This is a genomic window from Ferrigenium straubiae (genome assembly GCF_051257895.1).
GTDB lineage: Bacteria > Pseudomonadota > Gammaproteobacteria > Burkholderiales > Gallionellaceae > Gallionella > Gallionella straubiae.
The window spans coordinates 433,418-460,261 of record NZ_CP194331.1 but is presented as its reverse complement, the minus strand read 5'-3'; the positions used below and the strand labels follow the sequence as shown (position 1 = coordinate 460,261).

Below are 26,844 nucleotides of genomic sequence, written 5' to 3'. Positions count from 1 at the left end.
GCTGAAGCTTGGCCATGAGCCAGAAATAAGCACTCGGCTAAAGCTGTCTACACAAACTATATCAACCGAGACGAACCACCTCCGCGCCGAGAGCCGGTTGCCTGATCGCCTGCGCCTGGACGCCAAACTGAGCCGCACCGATGGTCTCCTGCGCCGCAGCAAGGCCGATCCCGGCCAGACTGCCGTTCCTGCCATACTGGTAGGCTAGGTCGCCGCCTATCGCCGCCGAGTCGCTTGCGGCCAGGTGCGCGTCGAGCAGCGCGTTCATGGCGCTCCAATGCCTGAACGCGCCTTCGCCGGACTTGTTGCCGCGTGCCAGGTCGAAGGCATTGACGATGGCGGTGAAGTCGAATTGCTGCACGGGCTGGTTCAGCAGCGGATCGGATGAAGCCGCGTCGAAGCCTTCCATCGCCTCGGTCACTACCTGCAGGTTGAGCACGCTCTTGTAGTTGGCATCAGTCTCGTACCAGTTCTTGAACGTGATTTGATCGCCATCATCCATTTCAAGCACCAGGTCGCCATCTACCTTGGACAGCGCGATGTCCTTATAGCGGATATTCCCGCCCAGGCTCAGGGTGTTGTCGGTGCCGACCCCGCCGTAAACGGTATCGCGCCCGTCTCCCCGGTTGAAGACGATGATATCGGCACCGTTGCCGGTGCGGATGACATCGTTGCCGGCTCCGCCAGCGAACAGTTCATTACCCGCATTGCCGGTCAGATTATCTGCTCCCTCCCCGCCATCCAGCAGGTTGTTGCCGCCGTTGTCGCGCAGGATGTCGTTGCCGCTCCCGCCCTGGAGGATGTCGTTGGCGGCATTGCCCTGCAACAGGTCGTTGCCATCGAGCCCCGAAAGCCAGTTTGCGCCGCCGTTGCCGACGATGGTGTTGTCGAGCGCGTTGCCGGCGCCGTTGATGTCGTCAGTACCTGCCAGTGTAAGATTCTCGACATTGTCCGTCAGCGTGTAGCTCACGGTGGAGCGCACCGTGTCCATCCCGCCCTTCCGGCCTTCGATGATGATGTCGCCGCTGTTGTCCACCACATAGGTATCGTCGCCCTCCCCGCCGATGAGGGTATCAATTCCCTGGCCGCCATCCAGCGTGTCGTTGCCTTCGCCGCCCGACAGGATGTTGTTGCCTTCGTTGCCGGTCAGCACGTTGTCCAGTTCATTCCCTATCGCATAGAGCGATTGAGTGCCGGTCAGCGTCAGGTTCTCGAAGTTGTCCTTCAGGATGTAGCTGACGGAGCTCACCACCGTATCGATGCCTTCCTTGCGCTCTTCGATCAAGCGGCTTTGCGTGTCGATCACATAGTAAGTGTCGTCGCCCTCTCCGCCGATCAGCGTATCCGCGCCACCGTTCCCGATCAGCGTATCGTTGCCGTCCTTGCCCCTCAGCACATTGGCGGCAGCGTTGCCGATCAGGATGTTGTCGAGATCGTTACCCGTGCCGTTGATCGCCTCGCTTCCGGTCAACACCAGATTCTCGACATATTTGCCCAAGGTGTAGGTGATGCTGGAGCGCACCGTGTCGATTCCGCCGGCGGGATATTCGGACGAAACCGATTTCTCGTCATCGTCATCATGATCGTCGTCGCCATGATCGCCATCGTCATGATCGTCATCGCCCGCTTCCACCACGCGGTCGCCAGTGCTATCGACCACGTAAGTATCGTCGCCCGTCCCGCCTATCATCACGTCGGCGCCGGTCCCGCCATCCAGGAAGTCATTGCCGCCCAAGCCGATCAATATGTTGTTGCCGCTGTTGCCGATCAGCACATTGTCGAGCTCGTTGCCCGTGCCGTTGATGTTCTCGGTTCCGGTCAGGGTGAGATTTTCGACGTTGTCGGTCAGGGTGTAGGTGATGCTAGACAACACATGATCGATGCCGGCATTGAAGTCTTCGCTGACGAGGTCGCCGATGTTGTCCACTACGTAGGTATCGTCACCCGCTCCGCCGTGCATGGTGTCCGCACCCAGGCCGCCATCCAGCAGATCGTTGCCTCCGTTGCCAAGCAGGGTATCGCTGCCCGCATATCCGAACAAGCGGTTGTTCCCCTCGTTGCCGGTGAGGATGTTGTCCAGCTCGTTGCCGAAGCCGTCGATGTCCGCCGTACCAGTCAGTGTCAGATTCTCGACGTTGGCCGAGAGCCCGTAGCTCACCGAAGAGAACACGATGTCGGTGCCTTCACCGGGATTCTCCACCACGACATCGGCTGCGTTATCCACGATGTAGCTATCGTCGCCCGCGCCGCCGATCAGCAAATCGGCGCCGGCAGCCCCGTCCAGCACGTTGTTCGCGGCATTGCCGACGATCACGTTATCCAGCGCATTTCCGGTGCCGTCGATTGCGGCAGTTCCGGTCAATGTCAGGTTCTCCACGTTCTCCGTCAACGCATAGCTTATCGAGGAGAAGACCTGGTCCTTGCCAGCACCCATGTCTTCCACAACAAGGTCGCCGACATTGTCTACCACATAGGTATCGTCACCGGCTCCACCCGACATCCTGTCCGCGCCCGAACCGCCATCAAGCAGGTCATTCCCACCGTTGGCGATCAGGGTGTCGTTACCATCCAGGCCGTACAGGGTATTGGCCGCATCGTTGCCAACGATCAGGTTGTCCAGCATGTTGCCGGTGCCGCTGATAGCATCAGTACCTGTGAGAATCAGGTTTTCGACGTTGTCGGTGAGCGTGTAAGTGATGCCGGATTCGACGGTGTCGATGCCGGAACCGGCTGCCTCGATAACGAGATCGCCATCGCTTTCCACCACATAGGTATCGTCGCCCGCGCCGCCCTGCATGACGTCGGAGCCGGTACCGCCGTCCAGCCGGTCGTTTCCGCCGTTGGCCAGCAACGTGTCGTTGCCGTCCAGGCCGGAAAGGATGTTCGCGCCGTCGTTGCCGGTGATGATGTTATCCAGTTCATTACCGGTTCCGTCGATGTCGGCAGAGCCTGTCAGGGTGAGGTTCTCGACGTTGGCCGACAGGCCATAGCTCACCGAGGCGAGGATGGTGTCGATGCCTTCGTTGAGGTTTTCCATGACGATGTCGAATGCGTTATCCACGACGTAGGTATCGTCGCCCGCCCCGCCCTGCATGGTATCCGCGCCGGCTCCACCATCCAGCAGGTCGTTCCCGCCATTGGCGATCAAGGTGTCGTTGCCGTCCAACCCAAGCAGGACGTTCGCCGCGTCGTTGCCGATCATCAGGTTGTCCAGCGCGTTGCCCGTACCATCGATGGCATCGGTATTGGTAAGAACCAGATTCTCGACGTTGTCGGTCAGCGTGTAGGAAATGCCGGACAGCACTGTGTCAATACCGGAATCGAGGCCTTCGCTGACGAGGTCGCCAATGTTGTCCACCACATAGGTGTCGTCACCAAGCCCACCCGACATCGTGTCCGCGCCCAGCCCGCCGTCCAGCCAGTCATTCCCGCCGTTGGCGATCAAGGTATCGTTGCCATCCAGGCCGGACAGGACATTTGCCGCGTCGTTGCCGATGATGATGTTGTCCAACCCGTTGCCGGTGCCGTTGATAGCATCAGTGCCGGTGAGAATCAGGTTTTCTACGTTGTCGGTCAGTGTGTAGGTGATGCCGGATTCGGCGGTATCGATGCCAGAGTTGATAGCTTCGATAACAAGGTCGCCGGAGCTTTCCACGACATAAGTGTCGTCGCCCGAACCGCCCAGCATCGTGTCCGCCCCGAGCCCGCCGTCCAGCCGGTCATCCCCGCCGTTGGCGATCAAGGTGTCGTTGCCGCCCAGGCCGGACAGGATGTTTGCCGCATCGTTGCCGACGATCAGGTTGTCCAGTTCGTTGCCGGTGCCGTTGATGGCATCGGCGCCAGTGAGAATCAGGTTTTCGACATTATCGGTCAGCGTGTAGGTGATGCTGGATTCGACGGTGTCGATGCCGGAGTCAGCCGCCTCAGTAACGAGGTCGCCTGAACTTTCCACGACATAAGTATCATCGCCTGATCCGCCCTGCATGATGTCTGCGCCGGCACCCCCATCGAGCAGGTCGTTCCCGCCATTGGCGATCAGGGTGTCGTTGCCATCCAACCCAAGCAGGACGTTCGCCGCGTCGTTGCCGATCATCAGGTTGTCCAGCGCGTTGCCCGTGCCATCGATGGAATCTGCGCCGGTGAGAACCAGATTCTCGACGTTGTCCGACAGGCCGTAGCTCACCGACGCAAGCACAGTGTCGGTTCCTTCGCCCGGATTCTCCGCGACGATATCAGCCACATTGTCAACGATGTAGGTGTCGTCGCCTGCGCCTCCGGCCATCGCGTCCGCACCCAGGCCGCCGTCCAGCACGTTATTGCCCGCGTTGCCGCTCAGCACATTATCGAGCGCATTGCCGGTGCCGTTGAAATTGCCCGTCCCGGTCAACGTCAGGCCCTCGACGTTGCCGCCCAGCGTGTAGTCGAAACCGACCTCCACCGTATCGAAGCCGGCGCTGGCCTCCTCGACAACTACATCGCCCGCATCGTCCACCACATAGGTATCGTTGCCCGCGCCGCCCGCCATCGTGTCTGCACCAAGGCCGCCGTCGATGCGGTTGTTGCCGCTGTTCCCCGTGATTACGTTGTCGAGCTCATTGCCGGTTCCATTGATGTCCAGGCTACCGGTCAGCACCATGTTCTCGATTTCGGCCGCCAGGGTATAAGTGACGCTGGACCTCACCGTGTCGATGCCGGCACCCTCGTCCTCCAGAATCCTGTCGCCGGCATTATCCACGATGTAGGTGTCGTCGCCCGCGCCGCCCAGCATCGCGTCCGCGCCCAAACCGCCGTCCAGCACGTTGTTGCCCGCATTGCCGGTCAACATATTGCTCAGCGCATTGCCCGTGCCATTGATATTGCCCGTCCCGGTCAGCAACAGACTCTCGACGTTGTCGCCCAGTGTATAGTCGAAACCGACCTGCACCGTATCGAAGCCTGCGTTGGCCTCTTCCACGACCACGTCGCCCGCATCGTCCACCAAATAGACATCGTTGCCCGCGCCGCCCTGCATGGTGTCGGCGCCCGCGCCGCCGTCGATGCGGTTGTTGCCGGCATTGCCGGTGATGACGTTGTTCAGCGCATTGCCGGTGCCGCCGATGTTGCCCGAGCCGGTCAGCACCAGATTCTCGACGTTCGCCGTCAACTTGTAGCCGATGCTGGAGAGCACCGTATCGTTGCCCGCATTCGGGTTTTCGATCACGATGTCGCCGGTGCTGTCCACCACGTAGGTGTCGTCGCCGCGCCCGCCGCTCAGCGTGTCTGCGCCGTATCCCCCGTCCAGCAGGTTATTGCCGTTATTGCCGGTGATGACATTGTCCAGTGCATTGCCCGTCCCGTGCAGGTTCGCGCTGCCGGTCAGCGTAAGGTTTTCGACGTTGTTGGTGAGCGTATAGCTGATGCCCGCATGGACGGAATCGTTGCCCTCGTTCAAATTCTCGATCACCAGATCGCCCGCGTTGTCCACGACATAGGTATCGTCGCCAGCGCCGCCGATCATCGTATCCCCGCCCACGCCGCCATCCAGCAGGTTGTTGAGCGCATTGCCAACCATGGTATCGTTGCCCGGCGTGCCCAGGATCGTGCTACTGCCGCCGTCTGCAGTCAGCGTACTGTCGGCAGCCTTGGTCGCCAGCGCCGCCACGTCCCACACCGTGCCGTCGGCAAATTCCACCCGTTCAACCTTGCCCGCATCGCTGGCGAACCAGTCCAGCACGGTGATCTTGTCGGTCGTTCCCTTGATGCTGAGATACAGGTTGTCGGCATCGCGCGTCACCTTCACGTCCGCCGGATTCACATCTGCCGCGACCTTGATGGTGTCGATATTGCCGGCCGCCGTATCGTACTCATAGACATAATCCTGCCCCGCGCCGCGCCCGAACAGATAGGTATCGTTCCCGCTTCCGCCTTGCAGGTAATCGTTGCCCGCCAATCCCGCCAGCGTATCGTTCCCGCCAAAGGCCTCGATGAAATCGTCCCCGGCAGTTCCTACCAGGAAGTCGTCGCCTTCGGTCGGGATCGACAGCAGTGCCGCATGTTCGGACACATCCCACGTTACCCCGTCGGCAAACACCAATTGCTCGATCCTGTTCGCCTCGCCCGCAAACCAGTTCGCCAGCGTCAACTTATCGGTAGTGCCGTTGATGCTGATGTAGAGATTGTCCACATCGCGTGTGATCTTCACGTCAGCCGCCGAGATGCCCGCGCCCAGCCTGACGATGTCAACATTGCCTGCCGCCGCATCGTAATCGCTGATCGTATCCTGCCCGGCGCCGCGCCCGAACATATAGGTGTCGTTGCCGCTGCCGCCGTCCAGCGAGTCGTTGCCCGCACCGCCGATCAGGATGTCGTCGCCCGCGCCGCCGAACAGCGCATCGTCCTGCGCGCCCCCGTCGAGCAGGTCGTTGCCGTCACCGCCGTCCAGCCGGTCGTAACCTTCCATCCCGGCCAGTTCGTCGTTGCCCGCGCCGCCGAACAGCGCGTCGTTGCCGGTGCCGCCGTAGACCTGGTCGTCGCCCGCGTCGCCGGACAGGACGTTGTTGCCGTCGCCGCCCGCGACCAGGTCGTTGCCGTCGCCGCCGAAGATGACGTCGTTGCCGCCTTCGCCGAACAGCGCATCGTGGCCGTCGCCGCCCAGCACCACGTCGTTGCCCAGCCCGGCGAACACCACGTCGTCGCCCTCTGCGCCGATAACGAGGTCATTGCCGCCGCCCGCGTAGACGATGTCGTTGCCCGCCCCCGCGTCGATCACGTCGTTGCCGATGTCGGAGAACACTACGTCGTCGCCTTCCAGTGCCTCGATGATGGTGTTGCCGTTGTTGCCCAGCAGCAGGTCTTTGCCGGGGGTGCCGGTGATGGTTTCGAGCGGGGCGAACGGCGGCTTGACCGCAACGGTGGTAGTGCCGTCCGCGTTATGCACGAGCACTTCGTCGCTGTATTGCAGGGTGACGTCGGCCATGTTGAGCGTGCTGCCGTCCGCCTTAGTGACCTGGCCGATGCCGTGCACGGTCTGGCCGTTGATGACCTGGAATTGGCCGTTGCTCGCCAGGTTCACGGAGGCGATGCCCAATTCGTCCAGCGTTTTGAATTCGCCCGCATCGGTGATGCCGTCCTGGTCGGCGTCCTGCCATACGCCGAACTTGCCCCACTGTGCATCGAGCGCGGAGAAGAAACCGTCGTTGTTGGTGTCGAACGCAGCAAGCCCTTCCAGATCGGTCTGCGCATCGGGCTGGTAGCCCGCAAAGCTGATCTCGCTGCCGTTGTCGATGAGACCGTTGCCGTCGGCGTCGAAGGCGAGCAGGCCGTCACCCGGCGCCACCCAGGCCATGCGGTGTTTCCAGCCGTCGTTGTTGATGTCGAAGAAGACGTTGGAGTCGTCCACGTTGGTGAACTGGAAGCCGTTGCCGTCCAGGTCTATCGAGATGGGCTTGCCGCCCCCGCCGCTGCCCAGGTTGGGGTTGTAGGCGCCGGTGTGGACGGTGTCGACCTGAATGGTAGCGCTGGCACCCTGCGGGTCAGTCACGCGGACGGTGAACGGGTCGGCCTGCGTCGAGTATGTATCGACATAGGAATCGCGCCCCCTATATCGCTGTCCATCCGGTTCGGTGCCCGGTGTGTTCGGGCCGGACCAGTTGACGTAGCCGATATTGCCGCTGGCATCGACGGTGCCCTCGCCCTTCTGCGCCTGTGCGGACACATCGAAGGTTAACGACCCGGTAGGATCGTCGATGTCACTGACGATGACGGTGGCCTTGTTGGGGCCGTCCGTGTCCTCCCATTTGACGATGGTGTTGTGCGCGCCATAAGTATCGGTCCATGCGTCGTAGCCGTAGTACGGCTCATAGTGCGGCACACCGAGGCCGGTCAACATGCGATCGCCATCGCGCCAGCGAAAGCTGCCGACGTAACCATAGATCGGCCGTAGATGCTGGTCGAGCGTCACTGTCGGCGCGTCGTTGACGTTTTGCAGGGTGATATCCACCGAGGCGGTGGCAGTTTGCCCGGTGACGGCCTTGATGCTGTAGTCAAACTGCGCCGCGCCGAAGTAGTTCGCATCCGGGGTGTAGTGCACAAACCCGTTCCCATCCAGAAAACCGCTCCCGTGCGTGAAACCGGACACCCCCGTGATGCTCAAATTGCTGCCCGACAATCCCGCCAGCGTATCGTTGGCCAGGAGGTCGGCGGCGCTGATGATGAGTTCGGTGTCTTCATAGCTGGTGACGCCGTCGCGGTTGGCCTGGATGGCGCTCTTGTCGTCGATGCGAGTGGCGAGCAGGCTGACCTGTCCGTTGCTGGTCTGGACGATGATGCCTTCGGGGACGGTGTAGGTGATGGTGCCTTCGGTGTCGGCGACGAGGTCGGGGCTGGAGAGTTCGCTGATCTGGCCGTTGCGCTCGAAGGTGCCCATGGCGTAGTTGAGGGAGGTGATGCTGAGTTGGGCGAGGGTCTTGGTTTCGCCCGCGTCCGCCGCGCCGTTGCCGTTGGCGTCCTGCCAGACCTTGAGTTCGTTCCACACGGGGTCGAGGGCGCTGAGGCTGCCGTCGTAGTTGCTGTCCACCCAGCGCATGCCGTTGAGGCCGCGCCCGGAAAGCGCCACGGTCGAGTTGCTGAAGAGTTCCTTGCCGCCGTCGATCTGCCCGTTGAGGTTGCGGTCAAGGAAGAGGAAGCCGTCGCTGTTGTTGAGCCATGCGGTGTTCTTGAGGTAGCCCGAGTCGTCCACGTTGAAGGCGACGGTCCTGGCCGCACCCGTGGTCTGGACGCCGTCGCCGTTGAGGTCGAGGGCGACGGGGCGGAAGGTTTGTGTCGTGGCCCCGGCGGCTGGAGAGGGTGCGAGCAATCCCGCCCTGCCCGCCCTCTCTTCTTCGGTAAGCCCCGCCATCGGGTCGCCCGCCTGCGTCTGCAATGCGGCGGTCTCGACTTCCCACATCGGGGCGATGGCGCCGCGCTCCAGTGCGACGCGGATCATGCGTTCGGAGAGCGACTGGCTGGCCTGCACGGAGCCCGCCGGGGCGTTGTAGGGGCGGCCGGTGAGGTCGTAGAGGACGCCGGGGTTGCGTTGTTCGCCGGTGAGCGGGTCGATGTCGGTGATGCCGTAGCCGGTGTAGTTGCGGTAGGTGAGCGAGGGCATGCGGTTGGCGACGATGCCGATGGCGCTGCCGGGGTTGACCCTTTGTTGTTCGGCAACGAGCTGGTCGAGGTAGGTGAGGACGCTGTTGTAGGTCTGTGTGGCGGTCTCGAGTCCGCCGTATGCGCCGGTGGCGTTGGCGACGGCGTTGAAGCCGCTCCATGTTGCGGATGCGTTGCCCCAGGCTTCGGGCGGGGCGTCGCTGCCGCCGAAGAGTGATCTGACCATCTGGAAGGCGTAGTAGGCGTAGGCGATGGGGGCGGCGGGGGTCATGGAGATGACAGACATTGCCGCGCCGACTTCGTCGCCTTTGGAGATGGCGTTGACGAGGTTGAGGACGCCGATGACACTGGGGCCGTAGGTGCCCGGTGTGCCGCTGAGGGTGTTGCTAAAGTTGTTCACCGAGTTGCTGACCTCTGCCACCCCCCCTGAAAAGCTTATGTAGGCTTGGACGCCAGCGCCCAACGCCTGCGCCCCTGCCGTGATGGCGCCCATGGTGTCGCCGCGCTTGAGTGCGGCATCGAGACTCATGATGCTCAATATGCCGCTGCCGACGCTGGCGGCTCCGGAGAGGTTGTAGTTGGGTGCGCCGCCATTTAGTGTATTGAGTGTGTTCGCCAAGCGCAGGCCGGAGGCCACTACCGGCAGGGGCTCGCCGGATTGGATGGCCTTGACCAAGGAGAGGGCGTCGATTAATGGAGGGGCATAGGTCTGAATCGCATTGCCGATTGGTGTCAATGCATTCAAGAGCGCTTGTGCGCCATTGGGTGCGTTTAGAGATGTGCCATTATCACTAACGTGATAAACAGCCTTGGCATTACCTCCTGTAGCAATCTCCAAATTTAATATAGGGGTGCCGTTTCCATCGGTGACAACATTGCCATTGCTATCGATCAACGTTGACAACATATTGCCTTGCCCATCGTCGATGGCAAATGGGTCGAGCCTAGGGAAAACAACGCCCGGTGATGGCACAGTTTGCGAATCGGGTGCAACCTCGTAACTGCCATTCTGGATGGCTTGGTCGATGCCGTCCATATCATGTAGCTTCACGCCCGTCACCAGTTTTCCAAGCACAAAACCCAGCAAAGGATTACTCGCCAGTATGGTTGACATGACATTAAAAACGCCTGAGGCTGTGCTGTTTTCCAGTGTCACAGTACATTGGCGAGTTCCCTCAATGTTGGGACCGGCTGATCCAACTATTCCACCGCCAAATGGACCGACACCAGCGGTATTGCAGGAGATGAAGTTCGTGCCGCCAACAGGAGTAATATTCTGACTCGCCAAATACTGTGTATAGCCAGTAGACCTAATAATTGCCCCCGCACCTATGCCGTCGTATCCCACACCGTCCCATCCAAAGGTGTAAGTAAACATTTGGACGAATCCTTCGGCAAAGGAGTGCCCAGAGGCCGAGATGGAATAACCTGCGTATTGCGGGTTGTTTTTTACGATGTTGTCTATTTTCGCAGCAAAGTCCAAACCATCCTTGAACTGCTGCGCACCAGCATCCCATCCGGTGACAGCCGAACTCCACGAGGCCACGTCTTTGCCATCGTTGGTGCCAGCCACAGCCACAAATATTCGTTTATCGCCGGGGTCAGAACTGATGTAAGCGCGCGCCTGAAAACCGTTAGACTCATTGGGTATCAGGTCAATGCCAGTTGTCGGGTCTCTCAACGGCACCCACCCCGGCGGCGGCGTACTTCCATAAGCCGCTACCGCCATGGTGCTCCCGGTTTGAACGAGTTGTTGATCTTGCAGACTTACAAATGTGGCCATGATTCTCCCCTTAACCTTGTGGATGTTGAGTTATATGGTGCAATCAGTGCTATTTGGTGTTGCCTTTTCGGCTGTCAAAAAAACTTCGGATCAGGTTATTCATTACATCTTCATTTGGTTTGTTCTGCGCGTTATATGCGGCGTTCGCGCGCTGCAAGAATCGCTGCGGAAACTCGATGATGTGGATAGGTCGAACATCGTTTCTTTTCAGATGCCCCTTCGTGAATTGATCTAGGTCTCGAGAATTTTCATAGATCATTTGCACTTTCTCTGGCCCTATATATTGAGGGCACACGCCAGAACCTATATAACTGAGCAAGCCAATACCCGGATCGTATTCCCGGTCAAATAAGGCTAGGCTCGCTCCACCTTGCCTATACTTGCCATAACGCAATTCACTTCCGCCTGAATTCATCACACTTAGGCGACTGATCTGTTTTTCCCTTGAGGCTGGAGTAAGCCCCAAGAAACGACCCGATGAGAGCCCGTTCATCAAGTTGTCGCGTACCCTGTCTGTCACCCACGACAAATCAATCCGGTTATCGTAGTAAATATCCATCTGGCAGTTCAGCGGCTTCCAGCAGTTGTCTGCCTTACCCCCATAACCGCACATGATTTCGCCTATCGTGGTCATGCGCCATGCCACTGCATATGCTCCTTTGAGTTCAGGTTCTATCCACTCCTCCGGCATGCGGAAGCGCTCGGCGAATTCTTTGGTGTATGCCCAGATGTATGGGTCTAAAACATAGGTGCCACGATTCTGGAAGGTGTAATTGTCGTCGTGGGTTGACTTAAAAACTTTGTCCTCCCATGAACGCTCGCTCCACGGAATTTCCTTGATTTGTGCCGGGGTGTTTGTTTCCGCATGTGCCAGAACTATTCTGAACGAAAAGCACAATGACAAAATCAAAAAAATAGCCAGATTTATTTTTGTCATCGATTTCATGCTGCTCTCCTTTCGCAGAACCACTCACTATCATTCGCCGCACCAAAGTAGTTCGCGTCCGGCGTGTAGTGCACAAACCCGTTCCCGTCCAGAAAACCCGTCCCATGCGTGAAGCCGGAAACACCCGTGAGGCTGAGGTTCTGGCCCGCGAGTCCCGCGAGTGTGTCGTTGGCCAGCAGGTCGGCGGCGCTGATGATGAGTTCGGTGTCTTCGTAGCTGGTGACGCCGTCGCGGTTGGCCTGGATGGCGCTCCTGTCGTCGATGCGGGTGGCGAGGAGGCTGATCTGGCCGTTGCTGGTCTGGACGATGATGCCTTCGGGGACGGTGTAGGTGATGGTGCCTTCGGTGTCGGCGACGAGGTCGGGGCTGGAGAGTTCGCTGACCTGGCCGTTGCGCTCGAAGGTGCCCATGGCGTAGTTGAGCGAGGTGATGCCGAGCTGGGCGAGGGTCCTGGTTTCGCCTGCGTCCGCCGCGCCGTTGCCGTTGGCGTCCTGCCAGACCTTGAGTTCGTTCCACACGGGGTCGAGGGCGCTGAGGCTGCCGTCGTAGTTGCTGTCGATCCAGCGCATGCCGTTGAGGCCGCGCCCGGATAGCGCCACGGTCGAGTTGCTGAAGAGTTCCTTGCCGCCGTCGATCTGGCCGTTTAGGTTGCGGTCGAGGAAGAGGAAGCCGTCGCTGTTGTTGAGCCATGCGGTGTTCTTGAGGTAGCCCGAGTCGTCCACGTTGAAGGCGACGGTCCTGGCCGCACCCGTGGTCTGGACGCCGTCGCCGTTGAGGTCGAGGGCGACGGGGCGGAATATCTGACTCCCTCCCCCGCTCGCGGGGGAGGGCTGGGGGAGAGGGTGCGAGCATCCCCGCCCTGCCCGCCCTTTCCTCTTCGGTGAGCCCCGCCATCGGGTCGCCCGCCTGGGTCTGCAATGCGGCGGTCTCGACTTCCCACATTGGGGCGATGGCGCCGCGCTCCAGTGCGACGCGAATCATGCGTTCGGAGAGCGACTGGCTGGCCTGCACCGAGCCCGCCGGGGCGTTGTAGGGGCGGCCGGTGAGGTCGTAGAGGACGCCGGGGTTGCGCTGTTCGCCGGTGAGCGGGTCGATGTCGGTGATGCCGTAGCCGGTGTAGTTGCGGTAGGTGAGCGAGGGCATGCGGTTGGCGACGATGCCGATGGCGCTGCCGGGGTTGACGGCCTCAGCCTGCGCGGCGAGCTGGTCGAGGTAGGTGAGGACGCCGTTGTAGGTCTGCGTGGCGGTCTCGAGCCCGCCGTATGCGCCGGTGGAGTTGGCGACGGCGTTGAAGCCGCTCCATGTCGCATTCGCGTTGCCCCAGGCTTCGGGCGGGGCGTCGCTGCCGCCGAAGAGGGAGCTGACGATGTTGAAGACGGTGTAGGCGATCGAGAGCGGGACGCCGATTTCCGGCACAGCGATGGCGAGGGTGTTGATCGCGGTGCCGACTTCGTCGCCTTGGGAGATGCTGTTGACGAGGTTGAGCGCAGCGAGCGGGCTGGAACCGGGTAGCCCATCAAACATCGGCGCATTGAGGGAGCTGTATATGCTGTTGGATACTTCGGTGGTAATGCTGTAGGGGCTGGCAGTAGCAAAATCCATATAGGCCTTGGCGCCGAAGCTTAGCGTTTGCGCTCCCGCAGTGATGGCCCCCAATGTGTCGCCGCGCCGGAGTGCGGCATCGAGACTCATGATGCTCAGGATGCCGCTGCCGACGTTGGCCGCACAGGACAGCGAGTAGCTGGCGGGCACACCATTTGTCGAGGTGAGATCGTTCGCCAGCCGCAGACCGGATACGGTGACCGGCAGCGGGTCGCCGCTCTGGATGGCTTTGACGAGGGTGAGGGCGTCGATGAGGGTGCCGCCGTATTGGCCGATGGCGTTGAGGAGGGTTTGGGCGCCGGTGGGATGGGTGGCGTCGAAAGATGAGACGACAGTGCTGATCTTTTGTTGCATGTCACCGGTCGTGCCGGTTGTCAGCATGTCCTGCGTGACGCCGAGCTTTGTCAGTTCCTGTGCTGCCATAACAGGATCGGTCGGCGCCTGATTGTTGATCGAATTAACGGATGATATTTTTCCGTCACCCCCGAAGGAAACATTAACAACTTTGCCGTTTATTATTTGTTGAACGGTTGTTCCTGTCTTCACACCGTTTTGATAGGTTTCATGGGTATATCCCGTTGGAACCTGTGCACCTCCAGAGCTACCGCTATCAATACCTCCGTAATCAAAAAAGAATTTATTGGAACTTAACTCATTTCCGAATAGATCGAGGCTCTTGAGAATGCTGCTCCCACTTTTGGAATCAAGCAAAAATTTCGTTGTACCGCCATCCAAATTTGGAATATTCCAAATTTGAGGGTACGCAAAAACGTTAACGGGCTGCCCCACGGGCCCAGAGACGGCGGCAGTGTAATCGTCGTAACTCGCCCCACTTAAAAAAGTGTACCTTGTTCCACCATCGGTAAGCGAGCTTGACGCAACGGGTGCTTCAAAGGTGAACCCTGAGATTTTGCCATCGCTACCCATAACAGGTATGGGCATTAGCCCTGGGCTTATGCCACCATTAAATCGGGCATCGGGAATAGATAAATTCGGATTTGTATTGAAACCGGGTAGTTCGGAAGCTCGCGTCGTGCCTTGACCAAGGCCGAGCGCACTGTAGGTGTGCAACGTTAAATCAAGAAACTGTGGAATGGCTCCATATACTGGTGTAGACAATGCAGCAGTAATACCAAGCAGTTTCCCGCTATTTGCCGGGTCTGCCTGTGCGCCGGCAAAAAGCAAATCTTTGATGTAACCATTGACGCAGTCATAAACCGGGAAAACATATGCTGGCGGCTGAAGTAGGAGTTGCGTATGTTTGGTGTAAATAGCATCGAACTGCACCTTGTTAACATCAATAGTCAGGGCGTAGTCCCATTCGTGGAGTAGGCCTCCCGCCACTTGGGAAGTAATTGCTCCAACCCCTACTGGAGTTGAACCTTGCGCAGGGCCAAAACCATAGTATTCCGATACCTTATCAGGGGTATTGAATCCGATAAAACCATGAGGAATAACCGATGCAAATTGTGGTGCACCCGGATTATTTGAAGAGAGGATTCGCGTATCCGCAAAGAGTGTTATCGAGTATGTCTGGCTCATTATTTTTCCCCTTCATTCAATGGATAGATTTTTGTTAATTTCGGACTTAATACCCACTCTGGTTTGTCATAAGGAACACCTGATGGATTGATATAAACCACGATATTTCCTATCGGTTTTCTAGTTTCGTCACAGTCAAAGAAAGTAAAATAAGCGTGTGCCAATGCTAAATCATCCAATGTATGGACAGCCCCATTAGCCATGGGCTGGAGCCTATATATTTCCTTCGGATATATTTTCTCCACCAAATCGCAAAAATTATTGGCAACTCTGTCAATTTGGTTTGAAATATCCGAAGGAACCGCAGAGCTCAATATTTCTATACCGATGCAGTTCCTGAGTTTTATCCAATAGGCACATCCAATACCATCCGGCCATATATCCGCTGGCTTTAGCTCTTTTTCGACATCGCCCAGCACCCGCGCAAACCCGCCTTGGCTACCTTCGCGATGAAACTCTACTTGGTATAAACGAATGCAGTAAGCAATGAATAAAAAACCCAGCAAGATAAACAAACGCCACCGCCATTTGTTAAAAAAACCCGGAGAAAAAGGCGGCTGCTCCAACATGTTTTTCATGCCGCCCTCCTCCCCTCAAACACCGCATCATTCGCCGCCCCAAAGTAGTTCGCCTCCGGGGTGTAGTGCACAAACCCGTTCCCGTCCAGAAAACCCACTCCATGCGTGAAGCCGGACACGCCCGTAAGGCTGAGGTTCTGCCCGGAGAGTCCCGCGAGGGTGTCGTTCGCCAGGAGGTCGGCGGCGCTGATGATGAGTTCGGTGTCTTCATAGCTGGTGACGCCGTCGCGGTTGGCCTGGATGGCGCTCCTGTCGTCGATGCGGGTGGCGAGGAGGCTGACCTTGCCGTTGCTGGTCTGGACGATGATGCCTTCGGGGACGGTGCCCCGTCCGCATGTCCGCCGCTCTATTTCTTGTGGTGATTTCTTCATTTTTTTTGCACCCTGTTCAGTTATTGCCGCTATCTTTCGCTTTGCTTACCCGCTTGCCTTGCCTGTGTTCCTCGTTTTTATCCTTTATCCGCTCGTTTTTCCGCCTCGCTGGCGTTACATCGCGGACACTTCCAGTGCCTTCGCCTACAAGTGCTCGCCCTTCTATACATCAGGGCGAACGGTTCGGTTAACGCTTCAATTCATATCCCATCAGCAGTCCACCCCATGCCTCGAACCAGTACTCTTGCTTGGGTGATCTCGTGTATGGATTGTCTCCACTCCAAGCCTCTGCCGGAGTTTTGCCGTTGAGATTTTGGTGCGGCCTAATGTGGTTGTACCAATAGCGGAATGTATCGAGGTCGCGGTTGAGTTGCGCGATGCCTGCTACTTGCCACTGGTCAAGCTTTTGTTTGAGGGTGCCGAATAGGCGCTCGATCCTGCCGTTTTGCCACGGGCAGCCGGGTGTAGTTCTTTGATGGCGAATACCGAGTCGCTCGAGCCCGAGGCGGAACTCTTTCGAGGTGAAGACCGCTTCGTTGTCGGTGCGGATGATTCCCGGTTTACCGTAGGCGCGGATGACCCGGACGATGCTGGCGATCAGGGTGCGCGAGGTCTTGTCATGCAGGGCTTGCAGATGGAGTAGTGCGCGGCTGCCGTGGTCGATGATCCCTAACAGGGAGTGCAGCTTGCCATGTGCATCGGTCTTGCCTGTGAGGTCGATGGCCCAGATGAGGTTGCGTGCCACGGGCATTGGTTTGGCATGCTTGAGCTTGCGGCGCAATATCTGAATCTCGTAATCGTGACGTTGCAGGATGTAGTGGACATAGGTTTTGCCTACGCTGACCTGGCGGGAAGCGGCAAAGCGGCGGTTGCAGATGTCGGCGATGGTGCGGCATCCGGCTTGCGGCATGAGCGCCTTGAGACGGAGGATTTCGGTCTTGAGCCACTCGGGTTTGCGGGGCGAATGTCGGTATTTGCTCGCATCAATCCGTTGCGGGAATTTATGCCCATGTCGGAAATGTGCAGGCGTACAGAGCCAACGCAACAGACACCTGGCACAGAACCGCAACCATTCGACCATCAGCAATATCAGCATTTCAAATACACCAATAATTATTCACAGTACCGGTTTTTTGCCCTGTTCATGGTTCGACGTAATGCCTGCGCCCAGGACGATGGAGTAGTTGCCGCCAATGGGACGCGCGCCCATTTTCTTGAGCATGCGGTCGGCAAGTTCGATGTTCTCGCCGCTGGTGACGCCGATCATCATTTCCCTCGCTTGGCGGTTTTCCGCCCACTGGCGGAAGGCCATCATGAGCTTGATGCTGTCCGGGCTGTAGCGGTGATCCGGATGCACCCAGTAGAAAACCAGTTTGGCGACCGGGTCGCGGGAAAAATAATAGGTGTCGATCTGGCCGACCAGGACGCCGTGCGCGACGCCGTCTTCGCCATCGGCGACAAAGAAGCAGGAGGCGCCGGAGGTGTCCTGGATGACCTGGCGCATGTTGTTGGCAAACTTGGTTTCGTCGAGGGCAAGATGGCCCCACACGCTCTCCGGGTGGAAGGCGCGGAAGTAGTCCATCAGGGTTGCGATGTCATCCGGTTTGGCTTTGCGTATGCTCATGATGTTCTCTTGGTAGGTCAGTGTGTAAGCCGGCGGGCGATCAGCGCCGCATTGCTGCCGCCGAAGGCGAATGAATTGGACATGACGGCGCGGACGCCGGGCGCTGGCCGGGCGCGAAGCGGCACATAATCGAGATCGCATTCCGGATCGGCGACTTGCAGATGCGCGGTAGGCGGCAGGGTTTCATTTTTCAGGGCCAGCAGGGAGGCGATGAATTCAACGGCGCCCGCAGCGCCCAGCAAGTGACCGTGCATAGATTTGGTGGAGCTGACCGGCAGGCGATGCGCCCGCTCGCCAAACACGGCCTTGATGGCAGCCGTCTCGGCCGCATCGCCCACTGCGGTGGCGGTGCCGTGCGCGTTGACGTAACCGATTTCATCCGGCTCCATTCCGGCGTCGGCCAGCGCTTGGCGCATGGCGGCCGCCTGGCCGACGGCATTGGGCTGGGTGAGGTGGTGAGCATCGCTGTTGGCGCCATAACCGCACAGTTCGGCGTAGGGCCTAGCGCCGCGCCGCAGGGCGGCGGAGAGCTCTTCGAGCACGATAAATCCGGCGCCTTCGCCAAGGACAAATCCGCTGCGGTCGGCGGCAAAGGGGCGACAGCTTGTCTCGGGGTGTCTCTCGTCCATATTGGCCAGAGTGCGCAATGCTTCCCAAGCGCGGATGACGCCAAGCGTGAGCAGGGATTCGGCGCCGCCCGCCAGCATGGCATCGGCATAGCCATGGCGGATGTGGCGGGCTGCTTCGCCGATCGCGATGGCCGATGACGCACATGCAGCCGAATGGGTGAAGCTGGCGCCCTGCATTCCGAATTCGATGGACAAGTTGGCCGTCGCGGCATTATTCATGGCGGCTATGAGCGTCAGGGGGCGCACCCGGCGCGCGTGGCGCACGTAAATTTCATCGTAGGCGCTGTCCAGCGTGCCTGCGCCACCCATACCGGTTCCGACGGAAACGCCAACGCGCTCCGCACCAATCCGCGCCGGCTCAAGCTGTGCATCCTCGATCGCCTGGCGAGCGGCGACCAGGGCGAACTGGCTGACCCGGTCGAGCGAGAGGAGCCGGGTTTTCGGGAAGTGCGTAGCGGGATCGAAGCCTTCCACCGTGGCGGCCACCGGAGCATCGAGAGGCGAGTCGAAGCGATCGTCGATGCGGCGCACGCCGGATCTGGCATTGGCCAGATTGTCGAAGAAGGTCTTGGGGTCATGACCAAGGGGGCTGACAATGCCTATTCCGGTGACGACGACTCTGCGGATTTCCATGTGACTCTATCTCCCGGCCTTAGCCCGCAGGCCGTCGACCAGTGCAACAAAATCGCCAACGGTGCGAATGGCGGGTGTTGCACCAGGGAAGCTGATGTTCAGTTCCTTCTCAAGGCCAAACGACAGCTCCATGAATGTGAGCGAATCGATTCCGATGTCGTCGAGGCGCGATTCCAGCGACAGTTGGTCGCAAGGCAACCCCAAATCCTCCTCGATCAGGCGCCGGAGAATGGCGATTGTTGGTGTCATGGCAAACCCCTATGTCAATTGGTCAGTTGGCGGGCGCCCATTCGCGCAGCTTGACCTGGTTGCCCTGTTGCGGATCGGGCAGCAGCGCGCTGATCTTCTGGCCGGGGAACTGCGCCTTGCGCAATTCGTCGATCATTTCTTCCGTTTTGCCGAACGGCGTGACGACATCGACCAGCCAGAGGTGTGTGCCGGATTTCCATTCGTTCGGCGCGATGCGCGGCGTGCCCGAACGCAGGCGCTGATCGATTGCGTCATTCACCAGCGCCCAGGTGAAGAAGGCAAACGGAATTCCGTCTTTGGTGTAGAGGCGGCATTGGTCGAGGATGACGGGCGGCAGGATGGCCCAGTCGATGTCGCCCACGAACATGAATTTCTTCATCGGGTCCCGCGCATACAGCCAGAGCGCCGGCCCCATGATGGGCAGCTTGGCAAGCGAATTCTGCGCTTCCTTCAATGCGGGCTGCGCAGTCGCAGGGGCTTTTTCGTTTTGTGCGGCCTGGCCCGGCGCTTCGGTCGCAGCCTGTTTTGCCTTGCCGTTTTTTTTCGGCTGGCCGGGCTTGTCGGTGGCTGCTGTGCTGACTTTCTTGTTCATGCTGTTTCCTTCGTTGTTTCGGTTAAAAATATCGTGGCTATGCTCACCGCTCCCTCGCCGCTTCCTGGAACGCGCCCAGCACCGGCGAGAGCAGGTATTCGAGGATGGTTCTCGTGCCGAGGTGTATCTCCGCCGTGACCTGCATGCCGGGGCTGAGGCTGTGGCGCACGCCGTCGGCGATGAGGTGTTGCGCCTTGAGGTCGATCAGGGCGCGGTAGGCGAACGGCAGGTTGCTGCCGGTCTTGTTGCTGGGCTGCTGTTGCGGGTTGTTGTCGCTGGCGTCGGCGGAGAGGTGCGCGACCTCACCCTCGACCATGCCGTACTTCTGGAACTGGTAGGCGGCGAACTTGATCTTGACCGGTTCGCCGGTGTGGATGAAGCCGACGTCCTGGTTGCCGACCCAGACTTCGGCGCGCAGGATTTCGTCGTTTGGGACGAGGGTCATCAGGATGGTGCCGGGGCTGATGACGGTGCCGGGGGTGTGGGTGGCGAGGTCCTTGACGATGCCGTCGTGCGGGGCCCTGAGTTCGTGCAGGCCGTGGCGGTATTGCTGCTTGGCGAGTTCGCCCTTGGACTTGTCGAGCTTGTCTTCGATGTCGGCGCGTTCGTTCTGCAGGTTGCGCCGGTAGTCGGCGGTGATCTGGGCGAGCCTGCGGGAGGATTGGTCGAGGCTGGCCTGGGCGCTCTGGATGAGGTATTCCTGCGACTTGAGGCCCTGTTCCTTTTCGATGCGTTCGCGCGCCTTGTCGTTGGCCATGATGCGGCTGACGAAGCCGTCCTTGACGAGCTTCTCGTAGGCCTCGTCCTGCTGGCGGTAGTGCGGCAGGGTCTTGAGCAGCTTGGTGCGTACCTCTTCGGCGGCGGCGAGGTCGCTCTGCGCCTTGGCGTGCAGGCTGCGCTCCTGAGCGAGTGCGGTATCAAAAGCGAGGCGGTTGGCCTGGTGCTGGGCGCGCGCCTGGCTGTAGAGGTCGGCGGGGTCGCCGGCTTGTTTGGCGAAGGGGCGACCTGAAAGCTCGGCGTCGATGCGGCGCAGGGTGAGGCGTTTGCTCTGTGCATCCGTGTTCAGCGTGGCGACATCGGTTCCGGAGAGGGTGGTGTCCATGCGCATGAGCACCTGCCCGGCTTTGACCCGCTGCCCCTCTTCGACGAGGATGTCGCGGATGACGCCCTGCTCGGAGGGCTGAACGATCTTGAGGTAGCTTTGCGGGATGAGTTTGCCCTCGGCGCTGGCGACGACGTCGAGCTTGCCGAGGGCGGACCAGATGAACAGAAGCCCCAGCAGGGTGAGCAGGATATACAGCAGGGTGCGCGCAAACGGCGCGGGCGGTTGCGCCTGGATGCGCAGCAGGCCGGGGGAGAAGTCGAGGGGATCGACGCCCGTGAGTTGTTTTTTCCAGCGCTTGGCGCGCATTTATTGCTTCCCGGAGGATTTTAGGTGGATCAATCCGGGCTCGATCCGGGGAGAGGCTATGGGAGATGTATCGGAAGGAAATACGTCTGACATGCCGCTTACCGCACCGCGATAAGGGAGATGCACTTCTGCAACTGACCTGACCAACATGACGCCCCTCTCTCCACAAACAAAGGAGCTGCCGAAAACTACCATTGGCAGCCCCGCCATCATAGGTTTTACCCCTTAGACCGGAAACTTTGCGTCCCTGCCTTTCGGCAGGTTTGCCTTTTTCATTGGTGCCCCGGAAAAATCCGGTGGCAAGGAAACTGAACAAGTACGTTTGCCCTGAGCCTGTCGAAGGGCGGGCTTTACGGCTTGCGGATTTCATTCCATGCTCCGTTCATGGTTCGACAAGCTCACTACGAACGGAGGACTTATTCACGCTTCCCTAATTATTTTTGTTTGGGCGTAACGTTAATCCGCGGACAGGCATAAAACAATATGCCGAAATGCATATATATTTCGGCCTAGTCATTTGGGACAATCCGGCGATTTCGTGCCTAATGGCTCACCGCCGCAGCTGCCGCCCCCTCCGGCTTGCCGAACTCGATCACCTCGTCCACTTGCAGCGCCTTGGGCAACTGGTGGGTGATGAACAGCATGGTGACCTTGCCCTTGAGCTTATTGATGGTGCCGGCGAAGTGTTCAGCGGTCTGCATATCGAGGTTGCTCACCGATTCGTCGAAGATCAACACGCGCGGGCGCTTGAGCAGGGCGCGCGCGATGGCGATGCGCTGGCGCTGCCCACCGGAAAGTCCCACACCGTTCTCACCCACCGGTGTCTGGTAACCCTGCGGGAGCTGCTCTATGACCGCATGGATCTCGGCCATCTTGCACGCATGCACGATCTCCTCGAAGCCGGCGTGCGGATTAGCCAGTTGCAGGTTGTCGTAGAGCGTGCCTGAGAACAGGCGCGTCTCCTGCGGCACGACGCCGAAGTTGGCGCGCAGTTCGTTCGCGGCGAGGTGGCGGATGTCGTAGCCGTCGAGCAGCACGCTGCCGTCGGTCGGCCAGTAGAAGCCCTGCAGCATCTTGGCGAGCGTGCTCTTGCCGCAGCCCGAGGGCCCCATCAGCACGGTGAGCTTGCCCGCGGGCAGGGTGAGGTTGAGGCTGCGGTACAGGTAGGGGTGCTTGTCGCTGTAGCGAAAGCTGACCTCCCTGAGCTCGACCTTGCCCCCTGCCCCGCCGCGTGCGCGCGCGGGAACCAGCGCATGCGGTTCGGCGGGCGCGTCCATCAGGTCGCCGAGGCGCTTGACGGCGATGTCGGCCTGCTGGAATTCCTGCCACAGCCCGGCCAGGCGCAGCATCGGCTGGCTCATGCGCCCGGCGAACATCTGGAATGCGACCAGCATGCCGATGGTGAAGCCTTCGTTCCGCATCACGAGCAGCGCGCCGACCACGAGGATGGACAGGGTCATGATCTGTTCGAGCGCGTTGGCCGCGACGTTGTAGCTGTTGGAGAGCTGGCGCGTGGAGAAGCCGGCGGCGAGATAGTTCGAGAGCAGGTCGCCGTATTTCTGTTCCAGCACCGGTTCCATCTGCAGTGACTTGACGGTCTCCATGCCGGCGACGTATTCGGTGACGAAGGCCTGGCTCTTGGCGCCCAGCAGGAACTGGTGGTTGAGCTTGTCGCGCAACGCGGGCGTGACGGCGAAGCTCAGGGCGCAGATCAGCGACAGCAGCAGGAGCGCGATCAGGGTGAGCTGCCAGCTGTACCAGAACATCACGGCGACGAAGATGAGCAGGAACGGCAGGTCGAGCAACAGGCTCACCGCCGCGCCGGAGATGAATTCGCGCACGGTCTCGACGCCGTGCAGGCGCGCGACCAGGGTGCCGGTGGGACGGTGTTCGAAGTACGGCAGCGGCAGGTGCAAGAGGTGGCGGAACACCTGGCTGCCGAGCACGGCATCAATGCGGTTGCCGGTGTGCAGCACGAAGTACTGGCGCAGCCAGGTCATGGCGCTGTTGAACAGCATGAACATGACCAGCCCCACGGCGATGGCGATGAGGGTACTCTGTGTCTGGTGGACGATGACCTTGTCGATTATGACCTGGGTGAACAGCGGGGTGACGAGGCCGACGAGCTGGATCGCGAGCGAGGCGATGAGGATGTCGCGCCAGACGCGCTTGTGCTTCATCAACTCCGGCACGAACCAGCGGAAGCCGAACGGGGTGTGGCCGGGCGCGGGAGGCTGCGGGGCCGAGGCGGTCTGCTCCTCTTCGAGGTCGGCCGCGGTCTGCGCGGTGTCGCGCGCGACCAGCAGGATGTCGTTGCGGAAGTGCCTGGTGAATTCGGCGAGCGGCACGGTCTCGGGCTGCTCGGCTCCTGCGCGGAAGAACAGCACGCGCTCTTCGTCGGCCTTGATGAGCAGTGCGGGGGTTGCTGGTTTGGGCGGCGGAGCCTCCTGCCCTTCTGGATGCGGGACAGCAGCCTCAGTTTGAGGGTGTAAGAATTTTTGTGTAAACGGTCATTTGGCAGGAAACTGCCGCCACTTTGCAAGGAGAGGACATGACCGTAGCGAAAGCACTACCGCAAGAACTGATCGACAGCCTGCTGGCTAACTACAAGAAACCGGAAGACCTGATAGGCGAGCACGGCCTGCTCAAGCAGCTCACCAAGGCATTGGTCGAACGTGCGCTGAATGCCGAGATGGAAGCGCATCTTGGTTACGGCAAGAATGAAGCCGTCACCAATCCTGCGGGCAACACCCGCAACGGCAAAAGCAAAAAGACACTCAAGGGTGAATTCGGCGAGCTCCCCATCGAGATTCCTCGCGATCGCCACGGCAGCTTCGAGCCGCAACTCATCCCCAAGCACCAGACCCGCTGGACTGGATTTGACGACAAGATTCTGTCGCTCTACGCCCGTGGCATGACCGTGCGCGAGATCCAGTCCCACCTGGAAGAAATGTATGGCACGGAGGTGTCGCCGACGCTGACCTCCTCGGTGACCGATGCCGTGACCGACGAGGTGAAGACATGGCAATCCCGCCCGCTGGATGCGCTGTATCCCATCGTCTATCTGGACTGCATTCACGTAAAGGTAAGGGATGCCGGCACCGTCCGCGCCAAGGCGGTCTACCTGGCGTTGGGCATCAACATGACCGGCGAGAAGGAGCTGCTGGGCATCTGGATCGCCCAGACCGAAGGCGCCAAGTTCTGGTTGCAGGTGATGACCGAACTGAAGAACCGTGGCGTGCAGGACATCTTCATAGCCTGTGTCGATGGCTTGAAGGGATTCCCGGAAGCCATCGAGGCCGTATTCCCCAAGACCGACGTGCAGTTATGCATCGTGCATCTGGTGCGCTACAGCCTGAACTATGTCTCGTGGAAGTTGCGTGAAGAGGTCGTAACCGGCTTGCGCGCCATCTATAGCGCCGCCACCGTCGAGGATGCCGGGCTGCGGCTGGCCGAACTCGAGGAAAAATGGGGTGAGGCGTACCCGCCGATCATCCAGTCATGGCGGCGCAACTGGGCGCGTATCATCCCGTTCTTTGACTACCCGCCGGAGATCAGGCGAGTGATCTACACCACTAATGCGATCGAGTCGGTGAACATGAGCCTGCGCAAGATCACCAAGAACCGGGGCTCATTCCCAAGCGACGAGGCATTACTGAAACTGTTCTACCTGGCGCTGAATAACATCAGCAAGAAATGGACGATGCCCATCAGGGATTGGAAGGCTGCGCTAAACCGGTTTACTATCCAGTTCGAGGATCGGATGCCGCAACAGTAGAGAAACCCCGTTTACACAAAATTCGGGGCACCCTCTTTGCTGGGCGTGGAAGCGTAGTGCGTTCTTGTATTGCTTCCAGGTGTTGCGCGAATACGCCGGCTTTCGGCTTATGACGTACTCGACAACGGTTGTGATGGGAACGGTGTTGGGGGATGTGTAGCCGCGCGCACGGGCAGCTTGAGAGCAGAGACCTCTTGCCTTGATGGCATAGCATTTTTCCGTTTTCGGAAGTCGATTCGGCAACATAACTTTTTATTGGCTCCCTACGTTACTTCGTTCCCACTACTTGCCGAAGTAACGGAATTAAATCGATACGACGTTCGCAATGACTCTCCAACGTTGCCATAAATGGCAACATGAAAACGCTACATCTTGGTGACATCTACGAAAATTGAACGATGCTCCCAAGATGTTCGTTGTGGTGTTAGTGCATCCATTTATGGACTCGACTATCCATTTATGGATTCGAGTGTCCATTTATTGATTCGGGTATCCATTTTTGGCAAGCTGCGCCCTTCCCAACATCCCGCCGAGCACTACGCGTGCCGGCAGCTCAAACGTTCATTGGCCAGAATGCCATCGGGTACCGTTGAAGTTGCCCTGCGTTTGATGCGAATTGCATAACTCATGCCTTACCACCCATTTTTTGCTTTTGGGTGTGATTCCCATGCTGCTGTGTGCGAGTTCTAATCCAAGCACGCACATCTCCCAATCTCCATTTAAGTCGACGCACACCAGCCAGCGGATTAGGGAATTCCTTGATCCGGCGCTGCTGAATTGTTACATGCGCAAATCCAGTGAGCGCCGCCACCTCCTCAATACCGACCAAGATGTCATCTGGAAGTGGCGTCAAACGTTCCAACAAATTATAGTCGCGCATTATGTAGTCTCTTTCTAGCTTAGGTTGGCTGATGACTGCCAATGTGCAATATTGGGACTTACAATCGATAGGGGAGAAATCGAACGTGTTTTATTGGCTGCGTTTGGCAAGAGAAACGGCGGAGGACTGGATAGCACGGGGAATCACAAAACCCCGCAACATTTTGCCAATTGATGGTGAGGCTGCGCGCATTCTTAGGCACATTCGCCGCCAGGCTTGTAAAGCTGATTTGATTTGCGAAAACCAAGATTGCCAAGTCTGGAAGACTGTAGAGCTTAACTATGAGCCGGGGATATACCCACTCTCTTCCCACAAAACACTTGAACTAGACTACGAGCCAGGAACAAATCTTTGCACGTCTTGCAAAACGCAGGGGATAGGCCTCATGAAACTTTCGGTGGCCTTGTGGGGCGTGAAAACCACACCTCCCGAAAAAGTTGGAGAGCCAGTTGTGGATGCACCAGATTTGCGCGGCTGGATAAACGGACGCGCACCAGTCCCACCGGATCGCCTGCATGCTGCCATTGTGAGCGCTTGGGAGAAAGGATGGCTGAGTACCAGTCAAGCGGTTTCCTCGGTTTCATCAACTGCCGATCTGGAGGCAGCTGGATCCGTAATGCGGCGAATTTTCAAGCGACAGCGGCGAACTGGGAAGCTCAGTAGTGTCGAGAAAATTGCCACAGAGATCGAGCAAGAGCGACAACAGATGGATCAAGACGCTGGATTGAGCCTACAGAGGAATCGATACGTTCCAGTGGTACTGAAAGACCTGCCGCCCAATGTTTCGAAACTACAAGTCCTCGATCAGTTACGCGCCAAATTGCTCCAAAATTGCTCCATTGAAGACCCTAAAAACTGCTAAGATTAAACAAGAGCAGCTAATATAGGCTATTGAATTTATTAGTCGTATTTGCTAACGTGTTCTAACAAAAAGCAATCAGTTACGATTCACACGGCAGGGGTCACTGGTTCGAACCCAGTACCGCCCACCACAATTCACAGCACCTTGCGGCGCGCTGTCCCGGGAAGTATAACTTTGCCGCTTCGGCAAGCTTATGCTTCCAAATTATGTCGGCAGATATATGCTTCCAACAACTCGTGCT

15 protein-coding genes and 1 riboswitch are annotated in these 26,844 nt (G+C 59.0%); of the genes, 2 read left to right on the top strand and 13 right to left on the bottom strand.

Annotated elements, in window-relative coordinates; genetic code table 11:
* Positions 1-61 precede the first annotated feature (61 nt).
* The 12 genes from ACRRNM_RS02110 to ACRRNM_RS02055 all read right to left on the bottom strand — a co-directional run bounded on the left by ACRRNM_RS02110 (position 62) and on the right by ACRRNM_RS02055 (position 23,470).
* Positions 62-9,868 (bottom strand): beta strand repeat-containing protein, encoded by a 9,807-nt coding sequence (locus tag ACRRNM_RS02110; RefSeq protein ID WP_435626602.1) that lies wholly within the window; start codon positions 9,866-9,868, stop codon positions 62-64.
* A 1,087-nt stretch (positions 9,869-10,955) separates the two neighbouring features.
* On the bottom strand, positions 10,956-11,852 hold the full coding sequence (locus ACRRNM_RS02105) for a hypothetical protein (protein WP_435626601.1): 897 nt from the start codon (positions 11,850-11,852) through the stop codon (positions 10,956-10,958).
* A complete protein-coding gene (locus ACRRNM_RS02100) occupies positions 11,849-12,574 on the bottom strand; it encodes a cadherin-like domain-containing protein (protein WP_435626600.1) in 726 nt (241 codons plus the stop codon). Before ACRRNM_RS02100 ends, ACRRNM_RS02105 begins: the two co-directional genes overlap by 4 nt.
* A gap of 2,421 nt (positions 12,575-14,995) precedes the next feature.
* Entirely contained in the window at positions 14,996-15,574 is a 579-nt protein-coding gene (locus tag ACRRNM_RS02095) for a hypothetical protein (RefSeq protein WP_435626599.1), read from the bottom strand.
* On the bottom strand, positions 15,571-15,945 hold the full coding sequence (locus ACRRNM_RS02090; protein ID WP_435626598.1) for a cadherin-like domain-containing protein: 375 nt from the start codon (positions 15,943-15,945) through the stop codon (positions 15,571-15,573). Before ACRRNM_RS02090 ends, ACRRNM_RS02095 begins: the two co-directional genes overlap by 4 nt.
* Positions 15,946-16,132: 187 nt before the next feature.
* The gene (locus tag ACRRNM_RS02085) at positions 16,133-17,041 is read right to left on the bottom strand and encodes a transposase (protein ID WP_435626597.1); all 909 of its coding nucleotides are present in this window, start codon (positions 17,039-17,041) and stop codon (positions 16,133-16,135) included.
* A 21-nt stretch (positions 17,042-17,062) separates the two neighbouring features.
* A complete protein-coding gene (locus ACRRNM_RS02080; RefSeq protein WP_435626596.1) occupies positions 17,063-17,569 on the bottom strand; it encodes an N-acetyltransferase family protein in 507 nt (168 codons plus the stop codon).
* A 17-nt stretch (positions 17,570-17,586) separates the two neighbouring features.
* Positions 17,587-18,831 (bottom strand): beta-ketoacyl-[acyl-carrier-protein] synthase family protein, encoded by a 1,245-nt coding sequence (locus ACRRNM_RS02075; protein WP_435626595.1) that lies wholly within the window; start codon positions 18,829-18,831, stop codon positions 17,587-17,589.
* A gap of 6 nt (positions 18,832-18,837) precedes the next feature.
* Entirely contained in the window at positions 18,838-19,080 is a 243-nt protein-coding gene (locus tag ACRRNM_RS02070) for an acyl carrier protein (protein WP_435626594.1), read from the bottom strand.
* 22 nt (positions 19,081-19,102) lie between these two features.
* Entirely contained in the window at positions 19,103-19,672 is a 570-nt protein-coding gene (locus ACRRNM_RS02065) for a protein-lysine palmitoyltransferase (RefSeq protein ID WP_435626593.1), read from the bottom strand.
* 43 nt (positions 19,673-19,715) lie between these two features.
* Positions 19,716-21,083 carry an HlyD family type I secretion periplasmic adaptor subunit gene (locus ACRRNM_RS02060; RefSeq protein ID WP_435626592.1) on the bottom strand — a complete coding sequence of 456 codons (1,368 nt, stop codon included), beginning with the start codon at positions 21,081-21,083 and terminating at the stop codon, positions 19,716-19,718.
* Positions 21,084-21,276: 193 nt separating this feature from the next.
* Positions 21,277-21,361: riboswitch (cyclic di-GMP riboswitch) on the bottom strand.
* 264 nt (positions 21,362-21,625) lie between these two features.
* Positions 21,626-23,470 carry a peptidase domain-containing ABC transporter gene (locus ACRRNM_RS02055; protein WP_435626591.1) on the bottom strand — a complete coding sequence of 615 codons (1,845 nt, stop codon included), beginning with the start codon at positions 23,468-23,470 and terminating at the stop codon, positions 21,626-21,628.
* A gap of 164 nt (positions 23,471-23,634) precedes the next feature.
* Here ACRRNM_RS02055 and ACRRNM_RS02050 point away from each other — a divergent pair, with 164 nt between their 5' ends.
* Positions 23,635-24,861, top strand: a complete 1,227-nt coding sequence (locus ACRRNM_RS02050) for an IS256 family transposase (protein WP_435626590.1) — start codon at positions 23,635-23,637, stop codon at positions 24,859-24,861.
* 625 nt (positions 24,862-25,486) lie between these two features.
* Here ACRRNM_RS02050 and ACRRNM_RS02045 read toward each other — a convergent pair.
* Entirely contained in the window at positions 25,487-25,741 is a 255-nt protein-coding gene (locus ACRRNM_RS02045) for a helix-turn-helix transcriptional regulator (protein WP_435626589.1), read from the bottom strand.
* Positions 25,742-25,772: 31 nt separating this feature from the next.
* On the opposite strand from ACRRNM_RS02045, the gene ACRRNM_RS02040 reads away from it, so the two are divergent.
* On the top strand, positions 25,773-26,603 hold the full coding sequence (locus ACRRNM_RS02040) for a hypothetical protein (protein ID WP_435626588.1): 831 nt from the start codon (positions 25,773-25,775) through the stop codon (positions 26,601-26,603).
* Positions 26,604-26,844 lie beyond the last annotated feature (241 nt).

Excerpts from the sequence above, each read along its gene's own strand:
- ACRRNM_RS02045 (WP_435626589.1), bottom strand. The coding sequence starts at position 25,741 with ATGCGCGACTATAATTTGTTGGAACGTTTGACGCCACTTCCAGATGAC.
- ACRRNM_RS02060 (WP_435626592.1), bottom strand. The coding sequence starts at position 21,083 with ATGCGCGCCAAGCGCTGGAAAAAACAACTCACGGGCGTCGATCCCCTC.
- ACRRNM_RS02085 (WP_435626597.1), bottom strand. The coding sequence starts at position 17,041 with ATGCTGATATTGCTGATGGTCGAATGGTTGCGGTTCTGTGCCAGGTGT.
- ACRRNM_RS02080 (WP_435626596.1), bottom strand. The coding sequence starts at position 17,569 with ATGAGCATACGCAAAGCCAAACCGGATGACATCGCAACCCTGATGGAC.
- ACRRNM_RS02050 (WP_435626590.1), top strand. The coding sequence starts at position 23,635 with ATGACCGTAGCGAAAGCACTACCGCAAGAACTGATCGACAGCCTGCTG.
- ACRRNM_RS02075 (WP_435626595.1), bottom strand. The coding sequence starts at position 18,831 with ATGGAAATCCGCAGAGTCGTCGTCACCGGAATAGGCATTGTCAGCCCC.
- ACRRNM_RS02095 (WP_435626599.1), bottom strand. The coding sequence starts at position 15,574 with ATGAAAAACATGTTGGAGCAGCCGCCTTTTTCTCCGGGTTTTTTTAAC.
- ACRRNM_RS02070 (WP_435626594.1), bottom strand. The coding sequence starts at position 19,080 with ATGACACCAACAATCGCCATTCTCCGGCGCCTGATCGAGGAGGATTTG.
- ACRRNM_RS02040 (WP_435626588.1), top strand. The coding sequence starts at position 25,773 with ATGACTGCCAATGTGCAATATTGGGACTTACAATCGATAGGGGAGAAA.
- ACRRNM_RS02105 (WP_435626601.1), bottom strand. The coding sequence starts at position 11,852 with ATGAAATCGATGACAAAAATAAATCTGGCTATTTTTTTGATTTTGTCA.
- ACRRNM_RS02090 (WP_435626598.1), bottom strand. The coding sequence starts at position 15,945 with ATGAAGAAATCACCACAAGAAATAGAGCGGCGGACATGCGGACGGGGC.
- ACRRNM_RS02065 (WP_435626593.1), bottom strand. The coding sequence starts at position 19,672 with ATGAACAAGAAAGTCAGCACAGCAGCCACCGACAAGCCCGGCCAGCCG.